At 62.2% G+C, this 24097-nt stretch carries 20 protein-coding genes; 3 read left to right on the top strand and 17 right to left on the bottom strand.

Annotated features, from left to right (window positions below):
* The first annotated feature begins 33 nt into the window (after positions 1-33).
* Genes AB4048_RS17355 through AB4048_RS17345 form a run of 3 tightly spaced genes read left to right on the top strand, consistent with a single transcriptional unit; the run spans position 34 to position 3541 of the window.
* Entirely contained in the window at positions 34-1581 is a 1548-nt protein-coding gene (locus tag AB4048_RS17355; RefSeq protein ID WP_442203243.1) for a sugar ABC transporter ATP-binding protein, read from the top strand.
* Complete coding sequence (locus AB4048_RS17350) at positions 1578-2558, top strand: ABC transporter permease (protein ID WP_442203230.1); 981 nt, start codon at positions 1578-1580, stop codon at positions 2556-2558. The genes AB4048_RS17355 and AB4048_RS17350 overlap by 4 nt, the downstream gene beginning before the upstream one ends.
* Positions 2555-3541: an ABC transporter permease gene (locus AB4048_RS17345; RefSeq protein ID WP_442203229.1), complete on the top strand. Its 987-nt coding sequence runs from the start codon at positions 2555-2557 to the stop codon at positions 3539-3541. Before AB4048_RS17350 ends, AB4048_RS17345 begins: the two co-directional genes overlap by 4 nt.
* Positions 3542-3607: 66 nt before the next feature.
* Here AB4048_RS17345 and AB4048_RS17340 read toward each other — a convergent pair whose 3' ends face one another.
* The 17 genes from AB4048_RS17340 to AB4048_RS17260 form a co-directional block, all read right to left on the bottom strand.
* Positions 3608-4633: a helix-turn-helix domain-containing protein gene (locus tag AB4048_RS17340; RefSeq protein WP_442203228.1), complete on the bottom strand. Its 1026-nt coding sequence runs from the start codon at positions 4631-4633 to the stop codon at positions 3608-3610.
* Between the two features lie 302 nt (positions 4634-4935).
* Positions 4936-5955 carry an AI-2E family transporter gene (locus tag AB4048_RS17335; protein WP_442203227.1) on the bottom strand — a complete coding sequence of 340 codons (1020 nt, stop codon included), beginning with the start codon at positions 5953-5955 and terminating at the stop codon, positions 4936-4938.
* 119 nt (positions 5956-6074) lie between these two features.
* A complete protein-coding gene (locus AB4048_RS17330; RefSeq protein WP_442203226.1) occupies positions 6075-6578 on the bottom strand; it encodes a DUF1269 domain-containing protein in 504 nt (167 codons plus the stop codon).
* 244 nt (positions 6579-6822) lie between these two features.
* On the bottom strand, positions 6823-8493 hold the full coding sequence (locus AB4048_RS17325) for an alpha/beta hydrolase (RefSeq protein WP_442203225.1): 1671 nt from the start codon (positions 8491-8493) through the stop codon (positions 6823-6825).
* A gap of 98 nt (positions 8494-8591) precedes the next feature.
* A complete protein-coding gene (locus AB4048_RS17320) occupies positions 8592-11678 on the bottom strand; it encodes an efflux RND transporter permease subunit (RefSeq protein WP_442203224.1) in 3087 nt (1028 codons plus the stop codon).
* On the bottom strand, positions 11675-12775 hold the full coding sequence (locus AB4048_RS17315) for an efflux RND transporter periplasmic adaptor subunit (protein WP_442203223.1): 1101 nt from the start codon (positions 12773-12775) through the stop codon (positions 11675-11677). Before AB4048_RS17315 ends, AB4048_RS17320 begins: the two co-directional genes overlap by 4 nt.
* A 102-nt stretch (positions 12776-12877) precedes the next feature.
* Entirely contained in the window at positions 12878-14122 is a 1245-nt protein-coding gene (gene arcA / locus AB4048_RS17310; protein ID WP_442203222.1) for an arginine deiminase, read from the bottom strand.
* A gap of 19 nt (positions 14123-14141) precedes the next feature.
* Positions 14142-15575, bottom strand: coding sequence for a basic amino acid/polyamine antiporter (locus AB4048_RS17305; protein ID WP_442203221.1), 1434 nt, complete (start codon positions 15573-15575; stop codon positions 14142-14144).
* Between the two features lie 231 nt (positions 15576-15806).
* A complete protein-coding gene (locus AB4048_RS17300) occupies positions 15807-17234 on the bottom strand; it encodes a basic amino acid/polyamine antiporter (RefSeq protein ID WP_442203220.1) in 1428 nt (475 codons plus the stop codon).
* Between the two features lie 159 nt (positions 17235-17393).
* Positions 17394-20483 (bottom strand): complex I subunit 5 family protein, encoded by a 3090-nt coding sequence (locus tag AB4048_RS17295; protein ID WP_442203219.1) that lies wholly within the window; start codon positions 20481-20483, stop codon positions 17394-17396.
* A complete protein-coding gene (locus AB4048_RS17290) occupies positions 20477-20845 on the bottom strand; it encodes a sodium:proton antiporter (RefSeq protein ID WP_442203218.1) in 369 nt (122 codons plus the stop codon). Before AB4048_RS17290 ends, AB4048_RS17295 begins: the two co-directional genes overlap by 7 nt.
* 11 nt (positions 20846-20856) lie before the next feature.
* Positions 20857-21543, bottom strand: coding sequence for a hydrogen gas-evolving membrane-bound hydrogenase subunit E (mbhE, locus tag AB4048_RS17285; protein WP_442203217.1), 687 nt, complete (start codon positions 21541-21543; stop codon positions 20857-20859).
* On the bottom strand, positions 21540-21881 hold the full coding sequence (gene mnhG / locus AB4048_RS17280) for a monovalent cation/H(+) antiporter subunit G (protein WP_442203216.1): 342 nt from the start codon (positions 21879-21881) through the stop codon (positions 21540-21542). The genes mbhE and mnhG overlap by 4 nt, the downstream gene beginning before the upstream one ends.
* Before the next feature lie 3 nt (positions 21882-21884).
* Positions 21885-22145, bottom strand: a complete 261-nt coding sequence (locus AB4048_RS17275) for a hydrogenase subunit MbhD domain-containing protein (RefSeq protein ID WP_442203215.1) — start codon at positions 22143-22145, stop codon at positions 21885-21887.
* Between the two features lie 4 nt (positions 22146-22149).
* A complete protein-coding gene (locus tag AB4048_RS17270) occupies positions 22150-22410 on the bottom strand; it encodes a monovalent cation/H+ antiporter complex subunit F (RefSeq protein ID WP_442203214.1) in 261 nt (86 codons plus the stop codon).
* Positions 22403-22933, bottom strand: a complete 531-nt coding sequence (locus AB4048_RS17265; RefSeq protein WP_442203213.1) for a Na+/H+ antiporter subunit E — start codon at positions 22931-22933, stop codon at positions 22403-22405. The genes AB4048_RS17270 and AB4048_RS17265 overlap by 8 nt, the downstream gene beginning before the upstream one ends.
* A gap of 65 nt (positions 22934-22998) precedes the next feature.
* Positions 22999-24072 carry an NAD(P)H-dependent flavin oxidoreductase gene (locus AB4048_RS17260; RefSeq protein ID WP_442203212.1) on the bottom strand — a complete coding sequence of 358 codons (1074 nt, stop codon included), beginning with the start codon at positions 24070-24072 and terminating at the stop codon, positions 22999-23001.
* Between the last annotated feature and the right edge of the window lie 25 nt (positions 24073-24097).

The raw sequence follows: 24097 nt of genomic DNA, 5'->3' as shown, positions 1-24097 counted from the left end.
ATCGTTCCAGGAGTGATGATGGAGGCAGGTCCGATCAGCGTGGCAGCACCGCTTTTTCGCATGGAGGGTATTTCCAAGCGCTATGGCGGCGTCCGCGCGCTTGAGAAGGCAGAGCTCACCGTCTCGGCGGGGAGCATCCATGGGATACTCGGCGAGAACGGCGCTGGAAAGTCCACGCTGATCAAGGTCATGGCCGGCGTCGTTGCCCCCGACGAGGGCCGCATGCTGATGGACGGCAAGGAGGTGCGCTTCGCTTCCCCCGCCGCCGCCAACCAGGCGGGCATCGCCTGCATCTTCCAGGAACTCTCCCTTATCCCGGAACTCAGCGTCGCCGACAATATCGTGATTTCCGATCCGCCGAAGCGGTTCGGCATGATCGATCGCAAGGCGCAGCGCCGCATCGCCTTGGAGGCTCTGCGGCGTGCCGGCGCCGAGGACATTCATCCCCGCGCCCTGGTCAAGGACCTGCCGCTGTCGCGGCGACAGATGGTCGAGATCGCCAAGGCGCTCGCCCGCAATCCCCGCATTCTCATCCTTGACGAGGCGACCTCCGCCCTGACGGCCTCAGACGTCAGCAAAGTCTTCGCCGTTTTGAAGCGTCTTCGCGCTGAGGGGCTGGCGCTGCTCTACATCTCGCACCGCATGAACGAAATCGCCGAGCTCGCCGATCAATGCACCGTTTTTAGAAACGGCCGCAACGTCGCCACCTACAAAGCCGGCACGCGCACCGATAACGAAGTGGTCGAGATGATGATCGGCCGCGAATACAGTCATGTCTTCCCGCCAAAGCCGCAGCATTCCGTCGATCGCAAGATGCCGGTGCTCGCGTGCAAGAACCTCACCTGGACCGATCGGCTGAACGACATCTCGCTCCAGGTCGGCGCCGGCGAAGTCGTCGGGCTCGGTGGGCTCGACGGACAGGGTCAGCGCGAGTTGCTTCTGGCATTCTTCGGCGTACTGCGCGGCGTCTCCGGCCAGGTTTTGATCGACGGAGAGCCGGCTCGCATCCGCAGCCCGGCCGCCGCCAAGGCGGGGCGGGTGGGCATGGCGCTCATTCCCGAGGACCGCAAGACGGAAGGCCTGATGCTGCCGATGACGGTGCGGGAGAACCTCAGCTTTGCCACCCTCGACCGCCTGACGAGAGGCGGCGTCGTCGACAGGGCGAAGGAGCAGCGGCTGATCAACGAGATGATCGGCCTGCTTGCGATCAAGACGGCTGGCATGGATATTCCGGTCGGCGCGCTCTCGGGCGGCAACCAGCAGAAGGTGGTGATCGCCAAGTGGCTGATGCGCCGGCCGCGCATCATTCTGCTCAACGACCCGACGCGCGGCATAGACGTCGGCACCAAGCAGGAACTCTACCAGCTGTTGCGCAAGCTTGCCGACGCGGGGGCGGCAATCCTCTTCTACTCTACAGACTATGACGAACTGATCGGCTGCTGCGATCGCGTGCTCGTGCTCTACGACGGCGCGATCAAGCGCGAGCTTACCGGCGGCGAGCTCACCGAACATGCGCTGATCGCCAGCGCGTTGAACATTCGCGACGAGACCGCCGCGACAAGACAGGGAACGAACGCGTGAGAGATTGGCGCTACAACCTTGCGGAGCAGCGTGGCACGCTCATGGCGCTGGCCCTGTTTGTCGTCATGTTCGGCATCTACATCGCCAATCATCCGGCGGGCTTCTCCGCCAACGTGGTTCAGACAGCCGCCAACAAGGGTGTCCTGTTTGCTCTCGTCGCCGTTGCCCAGACGCTCGTCGTCATCACCGCCGGTATCGATCTCTCTGTCGGCATGGTGTTCATTCTGACCAACTGCCTGGCGTCGTGGCTGGTGGTGGGGTCGCCGCTTGAGACAACGATGGGCGTGATCGCGGTGCTTGCGACCGGTCTGTTGTGCGGCGCGCTGAACGGCGCCATCGTCATCTATGGACGCCTGCAGCCGATCATCGCGACGATCGCGACAGGCGCGATCTTCTTCGGCGTCGCATTGCTGCTGCGTCCAACGCCGGGGGGATCGGTCAATGAGGATCTCGCCGATGCGCTGACCGGACGGATGTTCGACGTCGTTCCCGCAAGCCTCGTGGCGCTCGCTGCCACCGTGCTCCTCATATGGGTGCCGTTCCGTCGCTCTGTGCTCGGACGGGCTGCCTACGCCTGCGGCTCGGCGGAGCTCGCCGCCTATATGTCGGGCGTCCCGATCCGCCGCGCAAAGTTTGCCGCCTATACGTTGGCAGGCCTGTTTTCCGCGCTCGGCGGGCTGTTCCTCACCTTCTACACCTATACCGGCGAAGCGGCCTATGCGAGCGGAAGCGGTTATACCCTGTGGTCGATCGCGGCGGTGGTGCTCGGCGGCGTCTCGCTCTACGGCGGGCGCGGCAGCGCGATAGGCGCGGTCTTCGGCGCTTTTGCCGCCCGCACGACCGGCGACATGCTCTTCGTCTTCAACATCGATCCGCTCTGGCAGCCGCTGCTGCAGGGCGTCATTCTCACGGCTGCGGTCAGCATCGGCGCCTTTGCCCTGCTTCGCGTGCGCAACTCGCTGGAATGGTTCGAATGAGTGAGCTGTCCGAAGAACGCAGAGAGGCGATCCGCCCAAGCTTCTGGCGCCGCATCGATCCCGCGGTCGCCACCGCCTTCGGCTGCATCTTTCTCGTCCTGTTCCTCGGCAGCCTCTATTCTACACGCTTCATCTCGCCGGAATATCTCCTTCAGCAGCTGAAGGTCGCGGCGTTTCTCGGCGTCATCGCGTCGGGCATGATGCTCGTCATCCTCCTCGGCCAGATCGATCTCTCCGTCCCCTGGGTAGTGACCGCCGGTGCGATGATGGCCTGTGCGGCCGCCGGTCTGCACGGCATCGGCCCGTTCATCGCCATCCCCTTCGGGGTGCTCTGCGGCGCCGTCTTCGGGCTGGTGAACGGCTTCGGCGTCGCCTATCTGCGCGTTCCCTCGATGATCGTGACGCTATCGACCAACGTCGTGGCGCAGGGTCTGATGGTCGTCTACACCGGCGGCTTCTCTCCACAGGACTCGGCACCCGCCGCTGTGCGCTGGCTGGCGACGGGATTTGCCATCCCCGGCGTTCCGAATGCCATTCTCGTATGGGCGATTACCGGGGCCGTCATGGTGTTCGTGCTCGGTCGAACGAGTTTCGGGCGCTCCGTCTACGGCATCGGAAACCGGGAGCGCGCCGCCTATCTCTCTGGCGTCAACACGCGGCGGGTGGTCATGTATGCCTTTGCCGTATCCGGCGCTCTTGCCGCCTTCGGCGGCGTGCTTCTAGCCGGCTACGCCTCCAAGGCCGCCCAATCGATGGGCGACGCCTATCTTCTGCCGGCGATCGCAGCCGTCGTTCTCGGCGGCACATCCATTCTCGGGGGACGCGGCAGCTATCTCGGCACGGTCGCGGGCGTCATTCTCATCACGCTTCTGCAATCGATCCTTTCCGTGATGCAGATACCGGAAGCAGGACGCCAGATCATCTACGGCGTCGTCATCATCGCCATGCTTCTGCTCTATGGGCGCGCACCGGCGGCGCGGTGACGAGAATATTTCTGTTCTTGCCGAACTCCGGGCGGAAAACCAACCTGCATTTTCCCTGGGGTTGCTTCAAGCCTGCAGCCGGCGCAAGAGCCCACCCAGCCTTTCGCCAGCCGGCAGCGCGTCAAGGTCGATCCGAAGCCTGCTCGCCGCATCCCCGATCGTACCCTTCGCGCCCTTGCGCACCTCGCTCGGGCTGTAGCCGAACTCGCGCTTGAACGCCCGGCCGAATTCGGCTCCGTCGCTGAAGCCGCATTGTTCGGCGACCTCCAGTATAAGGCGACGATCACCTGGATCCGAAAGCAGCGCATGCGCATCCAAGAGGCGGCGGTGCTGGATATAGCGCACAACGCCCCCGGACGCTTCGAAGAGGCTGTAGAGGCGCGTCCGCGAAATGCCGAGCTCGCGCCGGATCGTCTCGGCCCCGAACCCCGGCTCGTACAACCTTGCCTGTACGATGCGGCGGGCTCTTTCGAAAAGCGCCACCGATATCGGCGACCGCGCTTCCTCGATATGGTCGTCGGAGGGCGACAGGCATGCCTGTATCATCGTCTTCGTTGCAGCCAGGAGCGCCGGCAGGTTCTCGGCCTCGAGGATTGCCAGACGCTTCGCAAGGTCGGCCATGTAGTCGGAGAGCAGATAGCCCATACCGGTGGCGAGCGCCGAAAACTCCGCCGCGTCGAGAGCCGCGCCCAACTCAGGGCACGTATCCCGCGGAATAAACAGCAGAAGCGCCTCCGCGTCGGAAAGCTGCCCCATGAACCCGCGTCCGAGTGCGTGCACCTGGACAACGCCTGCGTGTCCCGGAACAGCCTTGTTGGGTGTTATCGTGTTCATGTTGCCGCGAAGCAGCAAGGTCAGCATCCAGTGGTCGAGCGGATCGCGCGTGGTGTGTCGGGACAGGCTGGAAAAACCGAAGGCGTCCGTCCTGATGCGGGCAAACGCCAGGCTGCCGAGATCCCAAACCATCTGCCGCCCGTCAAACCCGACGGCTGCCACGTCAGGCTGAACAAGGTCGAGGATGGGCGAAAGGCTGTTTCGCCATGCGGCAAACTGCTCCTTTCGTGGAAGATCACGCGTGGAATACTCAAACATGGGAAGCGGCGACAGCGGTGGCCGCGCCGCCCACGAGCGAGCTAAGAGGGTATCGGGATCACTCCTCATGCAGCGGACCTGTGAGGGAAATTGGCCTCTCAGGTTGTCCCTGGACGTTCGACCGCCATGCCGTCGGCTGCCAGAGAACGAAGCTTTCTTGCATCCATTTCCGCACCTGTCGCGACCCTCCAACAAGCCGTGGCATCGGACAAAATCATAGCCGACCGCCAAAACCTCCTCAACCCCAAAGTGTAACGGGCGCTTACTTATAGGCGACCGCGAATATTCGGCACCCTCCCTCGTCAGGGGGTGTCCGTTGTACTCTCGTTACGCCCCCCAGCAAGGAGGGTGGCGATCCATTCCGCGGACGGCGACTGGCCGCAGTAGACGACGAAGGCGATGAGGATCGGCACGCCGATGAAGGCGCCCGATATGCCCCACATGAAACTCCAGAAAAACACGGCGAAGATGACGGCAAAGGGCGAAATAGCCACTGAAGCACCTGTCAGCCGCGGCTCCAGATAGCTGCCGATGATGAATTGGATCAGGTTGAGACTGAGGAACACCACTACCGCCATCCGCCAGGATTCGAACTGGGCAATGGCAAATAGCGTCGGGAAAGCGGTGGCGACGAACGGTCCGAGGAAAGGGATGTAGTTCAGCGCAAAGGTGATGGCGCCCCAGGCGGCAGCGAGTTCGAGCCCCGCGACCAGTGCAAACAGCCACACGACAAGCCCGGTCAGCACGCTCGCGAAGGTGCGCACGACCATGAACCTGCGCAACTTGGCGCCGATCTGGCGATTGGCTTCGAGGATGCGCCGCCCTCGCGGTTGAGCGTTCGGCGCAAGCAGCCGCATGTTGAAATCCTCGACCTCGAGAAGTCCAAGCATGACGAAGATAAAGACGAGCAACGCGAAACCGGCAAAGCTGTTGAGCCTCCCGGCCAGATTTTGCGTGAAGCTCACGAGCCAGCTGACATCGAACCGGTCCGTAAGCGGGCCGACGACGGCGACTCCGCGTTCCTCCAGCCAGTTGGTCCAGTCGAGATAGATCGCCTGGAAGCGGCCGGCATTGAGAAACAGCCATTGCCCGAGCCCGCTGAACCCCCAGGCGATCGAAGAACCGATGGCGACGATCACGACGATCGTTGCGCTGAGCGTGATCAGCAACGCAAGCAGGCGCGGCAGCCACCGTTGCAGCGCCTTCTGGATCGGCCAGACAAGCGCAATGATGAAGAGGGAGAAGGCGAACGGAACGAAGATCGTATCGGCGAAACGCAGCAGCGCGAGAACGAGTATGCCGGTCGCCAACGACCCGATCATGCGACTTTCACCCGGTGCGGCCATGTTTCCTCAGCAATAGGGGAGAGGTCGGAGCGACAGGCTCCGCGTCTGAACGGTTGCCGGCTACGCGGTTGTCGCGGAGCCGGCTCCCTGATGTTTTACGTCCCCTGCGCCACCGCGTGCTGCTGCAACGCGTCACGCAGGACCTGCTCCTTAGTTTCGTCAAGCGAGGTCTTCAGCACGACGCCGCCGAAGCCGGAGATTTCCTTCAGCACCTTGTCCGCCGTCATCTCCTGCACCAGCAGGAACAGCGCGCCATTGCCCGGCTGGATGCTGGCGGCGAGATTCTTCATGAAATCGTCGTTGATACCGACATCGGTGAGCACGCCGCCAAGCGCGCCGGACGCTGCGCCAATCGCAACGCCGACCAAGGGGTTCAGGAACAGGACGCCGATCAAAAGACCCCAGAAGCTGCCCGAGACTGCGCCTGCCGCGGTCGTATTGACCAGCTGGTTGAGCTTGATTTTGCCGGCGTCCGTCTTGGTCGCAATGACGGCGTCGCCGAGCTTGATCAGATATTCCTTTTGCAACTCAAGCACGCGGGTGCGCACTTCTTCTGCCTTGGCTTCGGATGGATAGACGATAACAATCAGATCAGACATGACAGCTCCATTCGCAAACTGGCGCATGACCCTCTAAATCGGATTCGACTTAAAGAAAGGAGCATACGCAGATTCAAAGTCTACAGCATCATGCACATCGCCAACGACGCGCGGGGCTGCAGGAACGAACGTTCGGACGCCCGCAGAAAAACCATATCCCGCTCGGCGCTGGGAAGAAATCGGCATAGCGTCCGCATTCTATGCATTCCGTCTTTTTTTCGGTCATCTAATCGTCAAGCGGACCCTATCCGCCCACATCCTCATTGTCACGAAAACGCGTGGAGAAGAACATCTTTAGGCGGGCTATATCATCCTTGGTCACGTTCTGCGGATCGGTAACCGCTACCCAGCCGTCGATATAGTGCTCCGGCGCATAGACGTGACCATACCCCATCGGCGAGTTCGTCGCGATCATGACGTCGACGGCGAGTTGCAGCATCGTCACAACCGGAAACCAGCGCAGCCGCGGCGAGACGTCTGGACCGCGCGGTTCCTTCATCCAGTCGGGCTGACGATAGAAGGAACGCGCGTCGAAAAAGGTGATCGCGTCGCTCGCATACTGAAGATAGACGATGCGCATCGGGCCCCATGAAGCACCCGGGATATCAAGCGCATTGTTCTGGTTGGTAAAGCGGATGACCGAACCGTCCCGGAACCTCGGAAGCCAGGCCGGTGAGCCGGCATTGCGATTGGCGGTAACGGTGTTCCACATGCGGCTCGCAAACGGTGGCCCGCTCCAAAGGGCGCCCTGGAAAGGATCGGCAATCACATCCAGGAGGTCGGCGGAAAGCTGCGAGTTGAGGGAGCCGAGGCTCAATCCGTGCAGGTAGAGCTTGGGCCGGTGATCATGCGGAAGTGCTGTCCAGTAGCGATACACCTCCTGGAACAGTGCGATACCTGCGTCCGCGCCGTAGTCCGGCTGCACCAGCAGCGACAGCCAACTGGCCAGATAGGAATATTGCACTGCAACACTCGAGACGTTGCCGTGGTAGAGATATTCGAGCGGGTCGAGTGCTGCCGGATCGACCCAACCGGTGCCGGTCGGCACGACCACGATCAGTGCGGATCGTTCGAAGGCGCCGTTTCGCTTCAGTTCCTCCAGCGCTAGCCTGGCCCTTGCCTCAGCCGTATCGGCGGAGTTGAGGCCGACATAGACGCGGATAGGTTCCAGCGCTTCGCCATGAAAGAAGCCACCGATATCGGCGGCCTTCGGACCCGAGGCGATGAAGCGGCGCCCCTGCCGGCCGAGATCGTCCCAGTTGATCAGCGAAGCCGCGCTCCCGGTCTTCATCGGATCGGTCGGCATCGCCAGGTCATCTTCCATTGCGGCGTCGAGCTGGCGGAAGGAGGAGTCCATCACGCGCAGCACGCCCTTGAAGAAGATCCCCTCGGCGAGCGACCAGAAGAGCGCAACCGCCAACACCGCGCCGATGACCCGCGACACCCGTGGTGGCACGTAGCGATCAAGCCAGCCGGAAAGAAATCGAAAGGTGCGGGCGAACAGGTGGCCCAGAAATAGCAGAAACGCAAAAAAGACGAACGCAATGACGCCGAGCTTCGTCGGATCGCCACTTGGCCGAGGCTCCATTCCCCAAAGCACGCGGATCGAGTTCTGCCAGTCGGCCGCCCACCACAAGAAAGGCACCGCGATCGCCACGCAAAGTACCAGAGCCGCATTGCGCACCAGTCGGGCGGAGCGCTGCGATGGGACCGGCAGCCCCAGATAGGACCAGAGCCATTGCAGCACGAAGCCGATACCATATCCGAACGCTGCAGAGCCGCCCGACAGCAACCCCTGGATCAGATAGCTTCGCGGCAAGAGGCTTGGCGTAAGCGATGCCGCAAAACACAAAATACCAATGAGAAGGCCGACGGTTGAGAGCGACTGGCCTATCCTCGAGATAAATGCGCGCACCCGTTGTCTCCTGAGAGGTCGCTTACGGTCTCCATCGCATCATCCCCGAAATCGGAATGGATACAAGGCACTATGCAGGTTTGGCAATCGAAGCCCGTTCACGGCACGGGCTGCGCCCGCGCATTAGTCGCCGCTACAGTCGGCGCCTCGAGTTCCTGCGGAATTCTGAACCACAGGACGTAAAGCGCCGGCAGGAAGATCAACGTCAGCGCCGCGGCGACGACCAGACCGCCCACCACGGTGAAGGCGAGCGGCGACCAGAACGGATCGCGGATGATCGGCAGCATCCCGAGGATGGTCGAACCGGCAGTCAGAAATACCGGCCGCAGGCGTTGCGCGGTGACGTCGATGACGCCCTGCCAACTTCTGCCTTCCGCCTCCATCCTTCTGTCAATCTGGTCGATGAGTACGACCGAGTTTCGGGTGATCATGCCGATGAGCGCGATCATGCCGAGTACCGCGATGAACCCGACCGGCACCCGCGTGATCAGCATGATCAGCACCACGCCGATCAGCCCGAGCGGCACGACGCTGATGACGAGGATCAGGCGCTGCACGCTCTGCAGCTGGAACATCAGAATGACGACGATGATGACTGCCATCAGCGGTAGCATGGCGACGACTGCCGCAAGACCGTCTTCGGCGCCTTCGACCGAACCGCCGACCTCGATGCGATAGTTCGGGTTGTCGCGGGTAAGTGCTGCGATCCTCGGGGCGGCGTCATCGACGATATCAGTCGCCAGCACCCCTTTTTCCGCATCCGCCTGGACCGTGATTGTCGTGGAGCGATCATGCCGCCAGATCAGCGGTTGCGTGGTCTGGTATTCGACGGTCGCGATGCTGGCAAGCGGCACGGTATGATTGGGACCGACCGGTATCTGCAACGTGCGCAGCGTATTGACGTCGACACGCTGTTCCTCGGTTGCGCGAGCAACGACGTTGATGAGATAGATCGAGTCATGCACCTGCGTAATTGGCACTCCGGAGGAGGTCGCAAACAGCGTCTGGGCAATGACCGAGGAATTCAATCCGACCAAGCGGGCGCGGTCCTGATCGACATTGATGACGATTTTACGGATCGGCTCGTTCCAATCGAGATGCGGTTGAACGGCGCCGGGCACGGCATGAAGGACGTCGGCAACCTTCCAGGCGAGATTGCGCACGCCGACAATATCAGGTCCGCTGACCCTGTATTGGACGGGCCAGCCGACGGGCGGCCCCATTTCCAGAGGCGAGACGCGTGCGATAATATCGGGGAACTGCACGTCGAGGAGCGATTGCAGCCGAGCCTGCAGGGCATCGCGCTCGGCGACACTCTTGGCGATGATCACGCCCTGTGCCCGGAACGGTGCCGGCGGATTGAGGTCCATCGACAGATAAAAGCGGATCGGATCGGAGCCGACGTAGAAGGACCAGTCGGCGACGCCCTCGTCTGCGGCGAGAATTTCCTCCACGCGCTTCACCTGCGCCGACGTCGCCTCCTGCGAGGCGTCCTGCGGCAGGACCAGCGACAAAAGCAGTTCCGGCCGATCCGACGACGGGAAGAATTGGCGGCGCATGTACTGCGAGCCCAGGATCGACGCGACGAAAAGGGCAACTGTCGCAAGGATGACGAGAACGCGCATGCGCACGCAGGTGCCTAGCACGTTCTTGAAGCCGCGCATCAGCGCGCCCTCCGGCTTCTCGCCGCCCTGCTGGCTCGGCTTCAGAACGGCAAGGCCGACGATCGGCGTCAACAGCACCGCCACCAGCCAGGACACGATCAGCGAGAAACCGATCACGAAGAACAGCGAGCGCGCATATTCGCCCGACGAGCTCTGGGCAAAACCGACCGGAATGAACCCGGCGATGGTGACGAGCGTTCCCGCAAGCATCGGAAATGCCGTAGAGGTGTAGGCATAGGCCGCCGCCTTCACACGGTCCATGCCCTCCTCAAGCTTCGCCATCGTGATCTCGACGGTGACCATCGTGTCGTCGATCATTAGCGTCAGCGCAATGATGAGGGCGCCGAGGGAGACGCGCTGCAGGGCAATGCCGGCGATGTCCATGAATAGGAATGTCAGCGCCATCACCAGCGGGATAGATACCGCAACGGCAAGGCCCGCGCGGACGCCGAGCGCCAGGAAGCTGACGCCGAGGACGATGATGACAGCCTGCGCCAGCGATGTGGTAAAGCCACGAATGGCGTTTCTGACCACGGCCGGTTGGCTCGCGACACGCGTCATGTTGATGCCGATCGGCAGGTCATGCTCGAAACGGTTCATGACCGTATCGATGCTCTGGCCAAGCTGCAGGATGTCCCCGCCCGAGGCCATCGATACGGCAAGGCCGATTGCCGGCTTGCCGTTGACGCGAAAGCGCGGCTGCGGCGGATCGACGGTGCCGCGCACGATGCTGGCGATGTCGCCGAGACGCACGAAACCGGACGCGGTCGGGATGTTGAGTTCGCGCAGGTCCTTTTCGCTGGCAAGGCTGCCGGAAACTTCAAGGATTGTCCGGTCGCGCTCGGTGGTCATCTGGCCTGCGGGCAGGACCGCGTTTTGCGCCTGGATAGTCCCGATGACGGTCGACATACCAAGACCGAGGCTGGCGAGCCGCTCCGTCGAAAACTCGATGAAGATCGTCTCGTCCTGCGTGCCGATCAGCTGCACCTTGCCGATGTGATCGAGCTTGAGCAGGCGATTGCGCGCCTCGTAAGTCCAGTCGCGCACCTCCCGGTCGCTGAAACCGTCGGCGGTGAAGCCGTAGATGATGCCGAAGGTGTCACCGAAATCGTCGTTGAAGAAAGGCCCGCGAACGCGGGCGGGAAGGGTCGAGACGATGTCGCCGACCTTTTTTCGCGCCTGATACCAGGATTCGCCCACCTGGTCCGGCGGCGTTGAATCGTCAAGCACGACGTAGATCACCGACTGGCCGGCGCTGGTCAGGCTTCTAAGATGGTCGAGATGCGGCACCTCCTCGAGTGTCCGCTCAAGGCGATCGGTAATCTGGTCCGTCGTCTGCTCGATCGTGGCGCCAGGCCACGCGGCTGAAACGATCATCGTCTTGAAGGTGAATTCCGGATCTTCGTCGCGGCCGAGATTGAAATAGGCGACAATGCCGCCGAAAGCGCTGAGAAACGCCAGAAAGATGATGAGGCTGCGCCGCTGGATGGCCCATTCCGAAAGGTTGAAGCCTCCGTTCATTGGACGCTTCCCTCAAGCAGGCGAACCGCCATGCCCGGGCGTAGCTGCTGAACGCCGGCAACGATGACCTGGTCGCCGGTGGCGAGCCCCTTGGTCACTAGAAAATCCTGCGTGTCGAAGCGATGGACCTCGACGGGCACGAGCTTGGTCGTGCTGCTGCCGGGATCGACGACCCACACGGCCGGCTGGTTGTTCTGATTGAACAGCGCCGTCATCGGCAGCCGCGCGGCGGGCGCGCCGGCGATCTGGATCGTCCCGCGCACCGAACTGCCGAAACGGAACTCTTCAGGCGCGTTGTCGAGGCCGATGCGGACGGTGAAATTGCGGGTAATCGGATTTGCGGCCGGCGAGATTTCCCGGACCGATCCGGTTGCCTTCACATTCGGGTTGCTCAGCAGTTGCACGTCGACGCGCGCATTGCTGTTCGCGGTCTGGATCGTGGCTTCGGGAACCTGGAAGACGGCATCCCGGGGTCCGAGCTGCGCGACACGAACGACCATCTGTCCGCCCCCGACCACCTGGCCGACCTCGCCGCCGATGGCGGTAACGATGCCGGCGGCATTGGCTTTCAGCACGCGATTGTCGAGATTGGTCTGGGAAATGCGCAAAGCGGCCTCAGCCGCATCCACGCCGGCCTGCGCGATGCTCGCCTGGGCGACGGCGGCGTCGAGCTGCTGGCGGGTGGACGTGCGAGGATAAAGCTGCTGCTGGCGGTTGCGCTCGGTATCGGCGTTCAGAAGGGTCGCCTGCGCCGAAAACAGATTGGCTTCCGCCTTGCGCAGCGAATCCTGTGCGTCCTCGGAGTCGAGCCGTGCGATCACGGTGCCGACGTCGACCGTCTCTCCCACATCGACGTCGCGTTCCCTGATTTCACCGCCCTGACGAAAGCCGAAGCTCGTCTCGATGCGCGGCTGTATCTCGCCGACCAGGGAGCCGAACGTATCTTCCGGATTGAAAGAGACGGCTTGCGTTTTCACCGGACGCGGCGGCAGCTCGTCCTTTTCCTCGCCCCTGTCGCAGCCGGATAGCGCCAGCAACGCCAACGTCGCGGCAAGGATAACGGCTCTTTGTCTCGATATCGGGGGATGAAACGGCATGGCGACCCTCAATTTGTCAAATGCGCCCAAAAGCCAGCGCGGCGGCTGGAGCCGCGCTGGGTATCGCCAATTCGCGCGCCTGAGGCGCCACGGGAAACCGGATCAATAGTCGACAGCGTCGCGAATGATCGGGCAGGTCATGCAATGACCGCCGCCGCGGCCGCGGCCGAGTTCCGCGCCCGTGATGGAGATGACTTCGATGCCTTCCTTGCGCAGCAGCGTATTGGTGTAGGTGTTGCGGTCGTAGGCGAAGACCACGCCCGGCGAGGCGCAAACGAGGTTGGCACCGCTGTCCCACTGGGTGCGCTCGCGCATGTAGGCGTTGCCGCCGGTTTCGACGACGCGCATCTTCTTCAGGCCGAGCGCGTCTCTGACCGTCTCCACGAAGGTTCCCTTGTCCTTGTGGAGCTCGACGCCGCCCTTGCCGTCCGGGCGGTAGGAGAAGGCGTCGATGTTGTTGACGATATCGGGATAGAGCAGCACGCAGTCGCGGTCGGCGAAGGTGAAGACCGTGTCGAGATGCATGGCGGCGCGCAGTTTCGGCATGGCCGCGACGATGACGCGTTCGGCGGCACCCCTTTCGAACAAAGCGGCTGCGACTTGGCTAATGGCCTGGCGCGAGGTCCGCTCGCTCATACCGATCAGGACATTGCCCTTGCCGATTGGCATGACGTCGCCGCCTTCGATTGTCGCAAGGCCCCAATCCTGCGTCGGATCGCCCCACCAGACGTTCACCTTGCCGGCGAAGTCGGGATGGAACTTGTAGATCGAGCTCGTCAAAATGGTCTCTTCATGCCGGGCCGGCCAGTAGAGCGAATTCAGCGTGACGCCGCCGTAGATCCAGCAGGTAGTGTCGCGCGTATAGAGCGTGTTCGGCAGCGGCGGCAACAGGTATTCATTGACGCCCGCCGCGTCGCGGATCAGCGCGAGTTGCTCGCCACCGACATTCTCCGGAAATTCAAAGGTCGACAACCCGCCTATCAGCGTTTCCGCAAGGTCACGATTGGAAAGGCCTTCAAGATAGGAGCGCACCTCGTCGATCAGCCCAAGGCCGATCTGGTTCGGCACGATCTGGTGGTCCAGAATCCATTTTTTCGCTTCGGGAATGGCGACCGTCTCGGCGAGCAGATTGTGCATTTCCACGACATCGACGCCACGGTCGCGCATCTTGGTCATGAAGTCGAAATGGTCGCGCTTGGCATTGTCGACCCAGAGCACGTCGTCGAAGAGAAGATCGTCGCAGTTGGACGGCGTCAGACGCTGGTGTGCCCGACCGGGTGCGCACACCATCACCTTGCGAAGCTGGCCTACTTCCGAATGGACGCCGAAGGGCGTGTCTTTTGTCATGACGTTCCTGCCTTTCTGTTCAAGGTGTGATGGTGCCCGTCAGCAAGCCATAGGCCCCAATCAGGCCAGCGACCAATGTGACGGCGAACACGATGAGCTCGGTGGGGGTAAACAGTTGCAATTTCTGTTCCTTGCGTGCCCAGACGTAGAGAATGGTTCCCGGCACGAAAAGGACGGCGACGAGCAGCACATATTTGAGCCCGGCGGCCATGAACATGAAGAGAGTATAGATTACAGCAATCCAGGCGAAGATCTGGTCCCGTCCACGCTCGTTGGGCGTGGTTTCATAGCCCTTGCCGCTACGGGCGAGCAGCACTCCGTAACCGGCGACGAGCAGATACGGCAGGAGCGCGGTGACGCTCGTCATGTCGAGCATGAAGTTGAACGCATCTCGCGACCAGTAGGTGGAGATCACGAAGAGCGACACGACGATATTGGTCATCCATAGGGCATTGGCCGGCACGCGGTTGCCGTTCTGCGCCGCAAAAAGCCTCGGCATATCCTCGGACTTGGCCGCGGCAAAGAGCACTTCCGCGCAAATCAGCGACCAGGCGAGATAGGCGCCGAGCACGGAGACCAGAACGCCGACGGAGATGAAGACGGCGCCCCAGTGCCCGACAACCGCTTCAAGCACGCCGGCCATCGAAGGCTGTTGGACACCGGCGATCGCCGATTGCGGCAGCGCCGCGTAGGGCAAGAGGGTGACCGCGACCATCAGGCCCATCACGCCGACAAAGCCCAGGATCGTTGCAGTACCGACATCGGAACGCTGCTTGGCAAAGCGCGAATAGACGCTTGCGCCTTCGATCCCGAGGAACACGAACACCGTGATCAGCATGGTGTCCCTGACCTGCGCGACCAGCGGTTTGGCAGGCATGTCCAGGCCACCGAAGAAGTTCTCGGAGAATTGCGCGTACTTGAAGAAGAAGATGAACGCCAGGATGAAGACCAGGATAGGCACGATCTTGGCAACGGTGACGACGGTATTGATGAACGCCGCCTGCTCGACACCCTTAAGGATCAGGAAATGGAACAGCCAGATGCCGACCAGCGACACGATGATCGCGGTAGCGCTGCTTCCATCGCCGAAAATACCTGGGAAAAAGCGCCCCAACGTCGAACCGATGAGCACCCAGTAGAAGACGTTGCCGAGGCAGCTGCCGAGCCAGTAGCCGAAGGCCGACAGGAAGCCCATATAGTTGCCGAAGCCGGCCTTGGCGTAGGCGAAGACGCCAGAGTCGATATCCGGCCGCTTCTCCGCAAGCGCCTGAAACACGCGCGCCAGCATGTACATGCCAGTACCCGCGATCGCCCAGGCGATGATTGCGCCGAAGGGGCCAGTAGCCGCTCCGAACCGGCCTGGCAGATTGAAAATCCCCGCACCGACCATCGATCCAACGACCATGCCGGTGAGGGCGAACAGAGATAGTTTTTGCGTGGATTCAGTTGCCATGCTGCTGCCCTCTACCTCGTTCAAATAGATCAGAGTTTTTAAACCCTTATGACAATTCTGCACGTATTTTCGGCGACTATAATGCCCTTTTCGGCTCGCTGTGATGAGCACAGAATCCCACAAATAAGCGCTGCGTTCAATTTTCTCGTGGTTCCCGCTGCAATCGGCACATTGCGCCCAGGCAGCCCCGAATGCCACCACTCCCGCCGCTTTTTTCGGTGAAGATGAGCGTCAGATGCTGATTCGGCCCGTTGCAATACCGAAAATCGCAACGACCGCGCCGATCGCGGCAACCGCGAATATGACCATTTCCCTCGGTGTAAAGATCATCTTGTTCTGCTCACGGCGCGCCATGAAATAGAGAACCGTACCCGGCCCGTAGATCGCCGCCGACAGCAGCAGATGCTTGGCGCCGGCCGCATATATCAGCCCAGCCGTATAGAGGAGAGCGATAGCCGCCCTGGTAAATTCGCCGCGATGGGCTGGATCCCGATCGTAAGTCTCGCCGGTCCAGGCAAGCTTGAAGCCGTAGGCGGCAACCAGCAGGTAGGGAACGAGGATCATCGAGCTCGTCAGCTCGAGCGCCAGCGTGAAGGCATATTGCGCAAAGAGCGTCAGGATCAGGAACACCTGCACCACGATGTTGGTGAGCCACAACGCATTCGAAGGCACGCCGTTGCGGTTCTCGTAAGACAGGAAGCGCGGCATGGTGTCGTATTTCGACGCGGAATAGAGGATCTCGGCTGCGAGCAGCACCCAGGAGAGATAGGCGCCTGCGACCGAGATGATCAGGCCGGCGCTGACGAAGAGCGTCCCCCACGGGCCGACGAGTGCTTCCAGCACACCGGCCATCGAGGGGTTTCTGAGCCCTGCCAGATCGGCGCGCGGCATCACCCCGTAGGACAAGAGGGTGATCATCACCATCAAGGCGAGAACGCCGAGAAAGCCGACGATCGTAGCTATGCCCACGTCGGCGCGGTTGCGCGCATAGCGCGAATAGACGCTGGCGCCTTCGATGCCGACGAAGACGAAGACCGTAACGAGCATGGTCGCGCGGACTTGGCTCGCGACATCGCTGAACGTCGGATCGGCGCCGCCCCAGAAGTTTTCGGCGAAAATGCCGGCGTTGAAACCGACGATCACGAAAACGATGAACAGCAAAATCGGGATGATCTTCGCGAATGTGACGATCGTGTTGATGACAGCGGCTTCCCGGATGCCGCGTAGGATGACGAAGTGCATGCTCCAGAGAAGGATCGACGAGGTCGCGACCGCAAGCACCGTATTGCCGTCGCCGAAGACCGGGAAGAAGAGGCCGAGCGTCGACTTGATGAGCACGAAATAGGAAACGTTGCCGAGCAGCGCCGCGGACCAATATCCAAGTGCCGACAGGAAACCGAGGTAGTTGCCGAAGCCGGCCTTGGCATAGGCATAGATCCCGGCGTCGAGATCCGGCCGGCGTTCCGACAGCGACTGGAAGACGAAGGCGAGCATCAGCATGCCGACGCCGGCGATCGTCCAGGCGATCAGCGCGCCAAAAGGTCCCGTCGCCCGGCCGAAAGCTTGCGGCAGGGAAAATATCCCGGCGCCGACCATGGAGCCGACGCACATCGCCATCATGGTCCAGAGAGAAAACTTTTGTTGAGGTGCAGAGGCCATGGGCGCCGAAACCGGAAAATGGGTTGCCGAGGGGAGAAACAGGGACGTCTGAGCTCAGTCTAGCGCTTTCTTCGGCGCAATGTGATCGGCATAAAATCCAAAAAATGCGCTTGCCGTCCCATTTGCCGACCCCGCGTCTTTCGAGGGGACGATGATACCTCAACCGCTGGCGTAGGTCCCGAAGAGATAGACGACGATGATGTAGTAGAGGATTTGCAGGGCGTAGGTCTGGCCGTTGCCGGTGTAGACGCGGCGAACCGCTTGCGCGGCACCCGTGACCAGCGCGGATGTTCCATCCCAGAACGCGCTTGCCAGGGGTTCTGTCGCGGCAGCCAGCACCGGCTTGTAGAAGCGGTAGAAGGCATTGACGCCTGTGGTTGAGAAGCGCCCGAGATTGCCCCGGTAGATCGCCCAGGCGACGACAAAGATGCCGGCCGAAAGCGCAAGCGCTGCCGCCATCGCGGGCAGCGGGTTCCAGTGGGAATAGACGTCCTCGAGCGACATGCCCTGCCACACCAACATCGAAGCAAATTGCGGATCTATGGCCGCCGAGACGGGACCCATTGCGAGCTTCGGGAAAAAGGAGAGGACCAGGATAGCGGCGGCCAACAACGCCTGCGGTACCAGGAGAGCAATCGGTGCTTCGCGCACAAGTGGCTGCCCCGCCTGCCGCGGCCTCAGGAATACCGCATAGGCGAAACGAAACATGTAGAGAAGGCCGAGCAGGGTCGCCGCCACCCCGAGAGAGGCAAGCCCGTACCAGCCACGATCGACCATGGCGCTGAGCAGCAACCACTTGGCCCCGAAGCCGACGAGCGGCGGCAGGCCCGACATCGACAGCAGCGCAATGACGGCAAGTGAAAAGGTGACAGGCATCGCCCTCGCAAGACCGCCGATCTCGTCGAACCGGCGCGTGCCGGTCCGCAGGATGACGGCGGCGGCCACAAGGAAGAGAATACCCTTGACCATCAGGTGGTTGGCAACGAGGTACATGGCCGTCACCCAGCCGAGATGGCTCATCATCGCGATGGCCGTCATGATGTAGCCGAGCTGGCTCATGCTGGAATAGGCCAGCATCAGCTTGATGTCGTCCTGCTTTAGCGCCATCGCCGCGCCGCCGAGTGTCGTCAGAAGGCCTATCCAGGCCATGACATGCGCCAGCTCCAGCCCCGTATTCACCCTGATCGCTAGATAGGTAACGAGAAACAGGCCGATGATCGCAACCTTGCTGACGACGGCGGATAACATCGCCGACATGTCGTCGTCCGCCTCGGCATAGGCGCCAGGCAGCCAGACATGGACGCCGATCGCGCCCGCCTTGATGAGAAAGCCGACGCCGAGGAACACGAGCGCGATTTGCGAGCCTGCGTCGGCAGCGCCGAGCGCCTCAAGGGAAATCGTGCCGCTCGCCGCAGCCGCAAGCCCGAAACCGGCGAGGATGCAGAACGCGGAAACCAGCGAAAACAAGAGGAACGGCTGCGCATGCGGATGAGCGTTGCGTCCCTGCATGATGAGAAAATAGGAGGAAAGCGTGATCAGCTCCCAGTTGAAGAAGAATTCAAGACTGGTGGGAGCGCGCAGGAGCCCGACGATCGAAAGCAAAAGCACCGTCATGAACGGATAATAGCCGGGGCGCGGATCGGTGCGGTAAAACCCGGCCATGGCAACCACCAGCCCGCCGGCAAGCAGCAGTGCGGCAAACAGCTGGTTGAGAGCGGGCACGGCATAAACCTCCGCGGCCCCGAGGAACAGTACGAGCACAATCATCAGCGCGCATTTGATCCGGCCCGCGAGCCAGTCCACGAGATAGAGGACGAGGCCGGCTAAAAGCGGCAGGAAGAGGTGGAGCGAGGCGACGCCTGCAAGCCTCGACGCAAGCCAACCGCCGCCCGCCAGCAGTACGGCGCAGGCAAGCGACGGCGCGAGCGCGGCGATATCCGGCCGGACCTCGGGAATGTCCAGTGCGCCGCGCGTCGCCTGCTTGAACCAGCGGAACATGTAGGTCGCCTCGAGCAGCGAGCCCGCAAGGATGAGCACGACCCAGCCGTGCCGCTCACCGGCCGCGAGCCTGACGACCAGCTCCCATTTCGCCCAGAAGCCTGGAAAAGGCGGCAAGCCGGCGATGGCGATCAGAAGCATAGCGAAGAGGAAGAGCGCCAACGGCCGGTTTGCGATCGCCGGCCATTCGTCCGTCTGCCCTCGGTTAACCGCGCCAGCGAGCCAGAACAGGCCGGCTTTCGCGAAGAGGTGATTGAAGAACAGTCCACCGACGACGAGCGGCATCGCCGCATCCGCGCCAAGCTCGCGCAGCAACGCAAGCGCCAGCGTCAACAGCCCCATCTGCGCGATCGACGAATAGCCGAGCAGCCGCTGAACCTTCGTCTGCGGCAGGCCGGCAAGATTGGAGAAGAGGAACGACAAGCCGCCCGCCCAGGCAATGATGTAGAGATGCGCCTGGAAGAGGGGAAGAAGCTTGAAAAGCGCGAAGAAGACGCCCGCCGACACGCCGCCGGAGATAAGAGCGGCAATGCCAGCCGGCGCCGTCTCATAGACGTCGAGACCCCAGCCGTTGGCGGGGAAGGGCTTGAGTTCGAGGATCAGTCCGGAAAGCACCAGCAGCAGGGCGGTCGTCCCGATCGGCCCGGTGATCAAGGTCCGGTGTTCGATCATGTCGTCGATATTGAGCGTTCCGGTGACGTGATAGAGCAGCACGGCGCCGAGCAGGAAGGCCGAGGAGGCCAGCACCGTGGCCATGATGTATTTGAAGCTTGCCGAAAGCATCGCGCCCCCGCGTTCCATGCCGAGCAGGCCGTAGGTAGCGATCGATACGATCTCGAGGAAAACGAACTGGTTGAACAGATCGCGGGTCATCACCATGCCGTTGATGCCCATCACCAGGATCAGATAGAGGAGAAGCGCCGCGTAGGAGCCGCGCATCCGCTCCCAAAGCTGCCATACGCCGATCATCGCCGCTACGTTGACGCTGAAGGCCAAGAACCCTTCCCATAGGCCGAAGCGCAGATTGATGGAAAAGGGCGGCAGCGCGCCTGCGGTATAGATTTCGATCGTCGGCTCGCCGTTCATCAGCCGCCACAGCTGAAAGCCGGAAATCAGCGTCATGCCGCTGAGTGCGACGAGGAAAACGATCGCGGGCAGGGGTTTTGCGACGCGGTAGACGAGCGGGATCAGAAAACCGCCGCCGAGACCGAGAAGGAAGATCGTCAGCGGTTGCAGGATGGCGGTTACCATTGCGATTCCGTCAATGCGTCGATGGAAAGGGTTTTCTTCGCATCATGGATGCGGATGGCAAAGGCCAGCATCACTGCCGTCACGGAAAAGCCGATGACGATCGCCGTCACCACTAGCGCCGCGGGGATCGGATCGACGGAGCGCGCCGTTACCTCGGTAAGCACCAGCGCCTCGTCGACGATCGGCGCCGTACCGCCGGTCACGTAACCGGTCGCCACCATGACCAGATGCAGACCGGTGTCGATCAGCGAAAAGCCGATGATGATGCGCAGGATATTGCGGTGGGTCAGCATGCCCCAGAAGCCTATGAGCACGAGCGCAAAGCCGGTGACCATGAGTATATGCGATACCGATAGGCCCATGTTCCCTTCCTTCAGCTTCGAAACCGGTCGATGATGACGCTCAGCTCCGCCCCGACCTTGATGCCAAGCAGCGCCGAAATCACCGGGATCGCACCGGCGCTGAGGAGGGTCCCGAACTCCCCCTTCGGCAGGATGTGGCTGTCGAGAAATCCGCCCGCGAACCACAAGCCGCAGATGCCGAGCGCGACGTAGATGACGCCGGCGAGCGATTCGGTAACGCTGAGAATACCGTGATCAAGCCGTGACGCAGGCTGCGCGAGCATCATGAGCATCACGCCGGAGGCAACCACCGCGCCCCCTTGAAAGCCACCGCCGGCCGAAAGGTGGCCGTTCATGATCACGTAACCGCCGAACAGGAAGATCAGCGGCAGTATGATTTTTGAGCCATTCTCGACCAGCTCGCTCGGGCGCCGCCGTTCCTCCGTTGGCTGTTCAGGACCCGGTGTCCCGCCGAGCAGGATGCCGACGCTCGCGGCGACCATGAAGAGCACAGCCACTTCGCCGAGCGTATCGAAGCCGCGAAAGGTGATCAGAATGCCGGTGACGACATTCGCCCCGCCGAGATCTCGCGGCACGGCGACGAGATAGTGCTCCGCAAGATCGGACAAGATTTGGCGCTCGCTATAGTCGCCGACCATGTCTGCAAAGATGATCGCAAAGACAAGAATCGCGAACAGGCTGAAGACGCGCCGCGTCATACCTTGCCCTCCTTTGCCATCTCGTCCGCCTCACGCAAGGCGTCGACCGTCGTCGCGGCCGCCATCGGCGTGCGGATCGCATGAGCCGCACGCGACAGCGCATGCGACGACAGCGGATTGGTCATCAGCACGAAGTAGGCGACGATCAGGAGCTTTAAGGCCCAGTCGGGGTGATAGATGCCAAGGCCAGCGAGAACGAGGATATTGCCGAGCGTCGAGGCCTTGGTGCCCGCCTGAATACGGGTGAAGACGTCAGGCATGCGCAGCAACCCAGGCCCTGCCGAAAAGAGGAAGAACGCGCCGAGAAGGATCACGATACTGCCGACGAGCTCCTGCACGGGTCACTCCTTGCCGCTGTCGCCGACGTCGCCGCCGGCGGTTCTGCGAATGGCGTATAGAAAGATCAGCGTCGCCAGTCCCGAGCCAATAGCAGCCTCGGCCATCGCGACATCCGGCGCGGCAAGCAGCACGTAGGAGACGGCGGCAAGCAGGCTTGCGAGCCCGGCGCTGACCATCGCGGCCATGAGATTGCGAAGGGAGACGGCGAGGATGCCGCTCACCAGGATACTGCCGCAGACCAGAAGGACGAGAAGCTGCAGCATCGTCTTACGGCCCTTTTTCCAGGAAACGGGCAATGGCCAGCACGGCCAGGAAGCTCAAGAGACCATAGACGAGCGCCACGTCGAGATAGGCGAAACGCCCGGACAGATGCGCATAGAGCGCGATCAGCGCGATGGACACCACGGTGAGCATGTCGATCGCGACGACACGGTCGATCATGGTCTTGCCTATGATCAGCCGCAGCACGCCGAAAACGATGCTGAAGAAAATAAGAACGGCGGCGATACCGAGGATGATTTCAGCCAAACGCCGCCCCCAAATGCTTTTCGAAAGGCCCGGCGATCATGGCGGTGGCCTGCTCGGGATCGACCGTCTTGACATCAAGCCAATGGACGAACAGCGCGTCGCCCCTGATATCCATGACCAGTGACCCCGGCGTCAGCGCAATGGAGTTGGCAAGCGCCAGCCGCCCGATCGGCGACTTCAGCCGCATGTGGATTTTGACGATGCCGGGGTGGATATCGATGCGCGGTGAATAGACGTAGCGCACCATGCTGATGTTCGCCTTCACAAGTTCGACGAAGAACACCCCGGTGTAGGCGAGGAAATGATAGCCGGCGCGCGGCGTGAGCGCGACCTGCTGCCAAAGTCCGTCTCGGCTTGAGAAGATCGCGGCGATCGCAAACGATATCACGGCACCCGTCGCGACAATCGGCAAGGCGAGGGACGCGTTGACGATCAGCCACAGGACGAACAGCAAAAGCCAAAGGCCGATCAACCCCTTGGGAGATCCGGGCAGGCGTTCCGTTGTTTCCCTCACAGGCTGCATGGCATCGACCTTCGCGTTCCCCAGTGCAATCCAACAGGGATACGCGTCAAAATCAAGGGGTGCCGTCACCTGCCTGGAGAAAGACGCTCAAGCGCCTCGGCGCCGAGCCGCCGCGTCAGCTCTGCGGCGGGCATTTCCCGGCACAGCGCTGCGGACTGCCCAGACCAGAGAGACATGAAATTCTCGGAGCCCTGCGGTTCCGAACGCGAGCGCAAGGGCGCGAGCGCTCCGCCCGCCAGCGGAAAGGCCGGAACGAGCGACGACATCGGCCCCACCTCGCGCATGATCCGGTTGACGAAGCCGCGCGCGGGCCGCCCGGTGAAGAGATTGGTGAGCGCCGTCTCGCGACTGGCGGCATTCCTGAGTGCAGCACGATGCGGCGCGGCGATCGTGGCCTCTGGGCAGAGCAGATAGGCGGTACCGATCTGGACAGCGGCAGCCCCCAGAGCGAGCGCTGCCACGATGCCGCGAGCATCGGTGACGCCGCCTGCGGCAATAACCGGCACCTTCACCGCGTCGACCACCTGCGGCACAAGGGCGAAGGTGCCGATCTGGGTGGCGATGTCATCGCTCAGGAACATACCGCGATGGCCGCCGGCTTCGACGCCCTGCGCGATGATCGCATCGCAGCCGCGGTCTTCCAGGAACCGCGCCTCATCGACCGTCGTCGCCGAAGAAATGACCTTGGCGCCGGCGGCATGCACGCGATTAAGCAGGGCCTGCTCGGGAAGGCCGAAATGGAAGCTGACGATTTCGGGCCTGAACTCTTCGACCAGCTCGCAAAGAGCGGCGTCGAACGGCGCGCGGCTTGAGGCTGCCACGGGCGCTGCCGGATCGAGACCAAGTTCGAGATAGTAGTGTGCAAGCCGCTCCTGCCAGCGCCGCTCGCGCCCCTGATCGGAAACCGGCGGGGTGTGGCAGAAGAAATTGAGGTTCACCGGCTTTGCCGTCGCCTTGCGGATCGCATCAAGCTCGGAACGCACCTGCTGCGGCGTGATCGTGGCGCAGGGCAGCGCCCCGAGGCCGCCGGCTTCAGCCACCGCGATCGCCATCGCCGACAGGTTGGCACCGGCCATGGGCGCCTGCAGGATCGGCAGCTCGATCCCGAAAAGGTCAAGAATTCTACGGTCCGGCCACATGGTTTCATCTCCCAGGTGCGGGCGC

Origin of the sequence: Rhizobium sp. RAF56 (assembly GCF_052113965.1) — a bacterium.
Taxonomy (GTDB): domain Bacteria; phylum Pseudomonadota; class Alphaproteobacteria; order Rhizobiales; family Rhizobiaceae; genus Rhizobium.
This window is presented reverse-complemented; position numbering and strand designations above follow the sequence as displayed.